This window comes from Pseudomonas laurylsulfativorans (assembly GCF_002906155.1).
Classification (GTDB): domain Bacteria; phylum Pseudomonadota; class Gammaproteobacteria; order Pseudomonadales; family Pseudomonadaceae; genus Aquipseudomonas; species Aquipseudomonas laurylsulfativorans.
In genome coordinates this window covers 1-1,187 of the sequence record NZ_MUJK01000029.1, presented here as the reverse complement: position 1 = coordinate 1,187, position 1,187 = coordinate 1, and the positions used below count along the sequence as shown (strand labels likewise).

Below are 1,187 nucleotides of genomic sequence, written 5' to 3'. Positions count from 1 at the left end.
CGTCGATGCTGAAGCTCACCACGCTGACTGGACCATCGACGCTGCTCGTACCAGTGAGGACGCTGCCAGTGATGGCGGTGTCTTCAGCGGTGGTCACGCTTTCACTGGCATCGGTGAAGCTGTCGTCGACCGGGGTGACGCTGATGTTCAGGGTCGAAGTGTCGTCTGTACCGGAACCGTCGGTGACGGTGTAGGTAACAGTCGGCACCGTGCCGTTGTAATTGGCGGCCGGCGTGAAGGTATAGGCGCCATTGGCGCCGATCACCAGGGTGCCGACGTTGGCGATGGTCGCGGTCTGGCCCGCTGTGAAAGTGCCAGCAACACCGTCGATGGTGAAGCTCACAACGCTGACTGGACCATCGACGCTTGAGGTACCCGTCAACACACTGCCGGTGACGGCAGTGTCTTCCAGAGTCGAGACCGTTTCGTTGGCATCGGTGAAGCTGTCGTCGACTGGCGTGACGCTGATGTTCAGGGTCGAGGTGTCGTCTGTACCGGAGCCGTCGGTGACGGTGTAGGTAACAGTCGGCACGGTGCCGTTGTAGTTGGCGGCCGGGGTGAAGGTGTAGGCGCCGTTGGCACCGATCACCAGGGTGCCGACGTTGGCAATGGTCGCGGTCTGGCCGGCGGTGAAAGTGCCAGCAACACCGTCGATGCTGAAGTTCACCACGCTGACTGGACCATCGACGCTTGAGGTACCGGTCAACACACTGCCGGTGACGGCGGTATCTTCGGCGGTGGTCACGCTTTCGTTGGCGTCGGTGAAGCTGTCGTCGACCGGGGTAACGCTGATGTTCAGGGTCGAAGTGTCGTCTGTACCGGAACCGTCGGTGACGGTGTAGGTGACGGTCGGCACGGTGCCGTTGTAATTGGCGGCTGGGGTGAAGGTATAGGCGCCATTGGTACCAATGACCAATGTGCCGACGTTAGCAATGGTCGCGGTCTGGCCGGCGTTGAAAGTGCCAGCAACACCGTCGATGGTGAAGTTGACCACGCTGACCGGACCGTCGACGCTCGAGGTACCCGTCAACACACTACCGGTGACGGCGGTGTCTTCAGCGGTGGTCACGCTTTCGCTGATGTCGGTGAAGCCGTCGTCAACCGGGGTGACGCTGATGTTCAGGGTCGAGGTGTCGTCTGTACCGGAACCGTCGGTGACGGTGTAGCTAACAGTCGGCACCGTGCCG

At 61.5% G+C, this 1,187-nt stretch carries 1 protein-coding gene; it reads right to left on the bottom strand.

Translation table 11 applies throughout. The annotated features are described in order from the left end of the window. The coding region (locus tag B0D71_RS31100; protein ID WP_133160971.1) for a tandem-95 repeat protein at positions 1-1,187 on the bottom strand (1,187 nt) is incomplete at both ends.